This is a genomic window from Acetomicrobium mobile (assembly GCF_937920065.1).
In genome coordinates this window covers 1-3,079 of sequence record NZ_CALETC010000185.1, presented here as the reverse complement: position 1 = coordinate 3,079, position 3,079 = coordinate 1, and the positions used below count along the sequence as shown (strand labels likewise).

General features: G+C 48.9%; 3 protein-coding genes. All 3 read left to right on the top strand.

The features are described 5' to 3' along the window. The coding region (locus Q7P41_RS07290) for an ABC transporter ATP-binding protein (protein ID WP_303883180.1) at window positions 1–1,436 on the top strand (1,436 nt) is incomplete at its 5' end. After that, complete coding sequence (locus Q7P41_RS07285; protein ID WP_303883179.1) at window positions 1,433–2,506, top strand: ABC transporter permease; 1,074 nt, start codon at window positions 1,433–1,435, stop codon at window positions 2,504–2,506. The genes Q7P41_RS07290 and Q7P41_RS07285, both read left to right, overlap by 4 nt. Continuing rightward, a partial coding sequence (locus Q7P41_RS07280) for an ABC transporter permease (protein ID WP_303883178.1) occupies window positions 2,503–3,079 on the top strand: 577 nt, incomplete at its 3' end. The genes Q7P41_RS07285 and Q7P41_RS07280, both read left to right, overlap by 4 nt.

The following is a 3,079-nucleotide window of genomic DNA, read 5'->3' as shown; positions in this document are numbered from 1 at the left end:
GTGAAGTGCTTGCGCTTTTAGGAGAAAACGGCGCTGGCAAGTCTACCTTGATGAGGATCCTATACGGCATGTACAGGCCTGATGAGGGGCAAATTCGGGTAAACGGAAGAATTGTCAATATAGAGTCTCCTAGGGACGTGATGAAACTGGGCATCGGCATGATCCATCAGCACTTTACGCTCGTGCCGGTTCATTCCGTGGTTGAAAATGTGATCCTTGGAGCGATCACTGACCCCAGGGGGAGCTTTTCCATAGAAGAGACGGCAAAAGAGATAAAAAAGCTTGGAGATACATACGGGCTTGAAGTTGATCCCTTTGCTACGGTCAATCAGCTTCCCGTGGAAATGCAGCAAAGGGTTGAAATATTAAAGGCACTTTATAGGGGTGCCAACGTATTAATCATGGACGAGCCGACCGCCGTATTGACGCCGCAAAGCACAGAGATGCTCTTTAACTTCATCCGCGATTTCAGGAAGGCGGGAAATTCCGTAATCTTCATCTCCCATAAACTGAACGAGGTCTTGGAGATTGCGGATCGCATCGTCGTGCTCAGGAGCGGGCGCGTGGTAGGTGAAATACCGCGGGAAAAGGCCACAGAACAGGAACTTGCCCGGATGATGGTCGGACATGAGCTGGGCGAAATTAAATTGAAAGCGGAAAACAACACCTCAGGCAAGAAAGAACCTATTCTTTGCATAGAAAACCTTAAGGTCAGGGGAAACCTGGGCCATTTGGCTGTGGACGCGCTTAACCTGGAGATCTTTGCCGGCGAAATTCACGGCATAGCTGGAGTAAGCGGAAATGGACAGGACGAGCTGACCGAAGCTTTGTATGGCCTGCGACCTGTAAGCGAAGGTAATATATTTTTGAACGGCACGCCGTTAACAAAATGCAAGACTCGCAATATAATCGATCTTGGCGTCGGGTATATACCCGCTGACAGACATAAGGAAGGCTTGGTTCTGGACATGTCCGTGGAGGAAAACTTGGTGCTGAAGGGTTTCGACCTTTCTCCTTTTTCCCGAAAGGGAATTTTGCAGGAAGGTTCCATTAGGCAATACGCCACGCAAGTCATAGAAAGCTACGCAATAAAGACGCCTACCCCTGACACGCCCGTGCGATATCTTTCTGGAGGCAATCAGCAAAAGGTGGTTATAGCACGCGAGATTGCCGTCGCAAGGTTCCTGCTCATAGCCGTACAGCCTACCAGGGGCCTTGACATAGGTTCTACCGAATATGTGCATCAGATCCTTTTAAAGGCGCGAAACGAGGGAAGGGGAGTCCTATTGATTTCGACCGAGCTGTCGGAGATACTTTCGCTCTCGGACAGAATAAGTGTCATATACCGCGGGCGAATACTCAAGACGATTGACCGACAAGACATAGATATGGACGAAATAGGCCTGCTCATGATGGGAGTGACTGCTAGACAATGAGAAGCGACAGACATATCTTGCTAACCTTGTTTCCCCTTTATTCGGTCATTGTGGGGCTGTTTTTGAGTGGGTTAATGATGCTGTTTTTGGGTCAAAACCCCTTAGTCGTTTACAGGGATATACTTCTTTTTGCCTTCAGGGACATATACAACATAGCCGACATATTCGCAAAGGCAGTGCCATTGATATTTACGGGACTGGCCTTCGGCTTTGCGTATCGTGCTTCACTTTTTAACATTGGGGCTCAAGGGCAGTTCTACATGGGTTGCCTGGCATCAGTGAGTTGTTCGCTTTATTTTAGCTTCCTGCCTAAAGTGCTGCTTTTATCGATATGTCTGCTGTCGAGCCTGATCATCGGAGGATTGTGGGGATCATTGATCGGTTTCGCAAAGGCTCGTTTCAACGCCAACGAATTTTTGATCAGCCTGATGTCCACGTATGTGGCAATAGCCATTATGAACTTCTTAATTCGCGGCCCGCTGATCGAAGCCAAGGGAGAGTATCCCCAGACAGACGTCATAGCTCAAAGCGCATGGATACCGCTGATCATACCTCATACACGCATGCATGCAGGACTCATTCTGGCCTTGCTGGTCGCTGCTGCGGCCTACTTTATCCTCTGGAAGACGGCCTTGGGATTTAAGATAAGGGCCGTTGGGATGAACAGGGACGCGGCACGCTTTGCAGGCATAGACGAAAGAAAGATATTTGTCTCCGTGTTTTTTATAAGCGGCGCCTTTGCCGGATTGGCGGGCTTCACGGAAGTAAATGGCATCCAACACATGCTTGTTCAAGGATTTAACCCCATGATTGGGACAGAGGGCATAGGAATAGCGATCCTTGGCAACGCCCATCCCCTTGGGATCGTGCTGTCAGCGCTTCTTTTTGGCGCTCTCAAGGTTGGAGGGGCCCTGGCCGTTCAGGTGTCCAATATCTCGTCGAGCTTTTTGGGCATCATGGAGGGATGTGTAATGCTTTCGGTAATAATTTCCTATTTTATACGCCAACATATCATGACCGTACTCGAAAAGAAGCGTCTTCAGGAAGAAAGCAAGGTGAAAATCCTATGATCATAGAAGGACTGCTTGCAAGGTCTATCCAAATGAGCACGCCGCTTATCATTGGTGCCTTGGCTGAGGTACTGGTCGAAAGGACTGGAGTCATGAACATCGCCATCGAGGGCATTTTTCTTCTGGGCGCATGGGCAGGATTTGTCGGCACTTATTTCACTGGAAGCCACTTGATTGGCCTCATCGCTGCCATAGCGACAGGGACGCTGGTTGGATCGTGCTACGGTTACATCACTGTCTATCTCAAGCAGCATCAGATCGTTACAGGAACGGCCATAAACATTTTGGCTGCCGGGTTGGCGCTTTACTTCTACAGGGTGTTGTTTGGAGTTCCGCTTCTTCCCTTGACCGTGGAGCCATTGGCAAGACTCAACATACCCTTACTGAGCAGCATTCCGGTAATCGGTGAAATTTTATTTCGGCAAAACGTCTTAACCTACCTGTCTATTGCGCTTATCTTTATGATGTATTGGCTTTTATTTAAAACCAAAACAGGGTTGGTGATTCGCTCGACGGGCGCAAACCCCGAAGCTGTAGATGCAGCCGGCATAAACGTCGATTCCGTGAGGTTTA

Excerpts from the sequence above, each read along its gene's own strand:
- Q7P41_RS07285 (WP_303883179.1), top strand. The coding sequence starts at position 1,433 with ATGAGAAGCGACAGACATATCTTGCTAACCTTGTTTCCCCTTTATTCG.